Raw genomic sequence first — 310 nt, forward strand, 5'->3', positions numbered from 1 at the left:
TTCGTTCATTTCTCAGCGATTCAAGGCGAAGGTTACAAAACTTTAGAAGAAGGTCAAGCAGTGACTTTTGATTTGGAACAAGGTCAACGTGGACCTCAAGCTTCAAACGTACGTAAAGCTTCTTAATTTTACAAAGCAGGGAATGCAGGCTCTTTTATAAGAGTCTGCTTTTCTTTTTTTCATGAAACATAGAATCCCCACTCATAAAGGATATGAAAACAGTAAATAAAAATTGGAGGGTGTTGCAAAACTAAAATAAATATGCAATGTTATGAATCAGAAAAACTAGCTGAACATGCAATAGATAGCG

Annotated in this window: 1 protein-coding gene; it reads left to right on the forward strand. The window is 35.5% G+C overall.

Features of this window, described 5'->3' with window-relative positions:
* The coding region (locus ACQRBL_RS32755; RefSeq protein WP_427736485.1) for a cold-shock protein at nt 1–126 on the forward strand (126 nt) is incomplete at its 5' end.
* Between the last annotated feature and the right edge of the window lie 184 nt (nt 127–310).

This window comes from Bacillus sp. AF62, assembly GCF_050312695.1.
GTDB lineage: Bacteria > Bacillota > Bacilli > Bacillales > Bacillaceae_G > Bacillus_A > Bacillus_A cereus.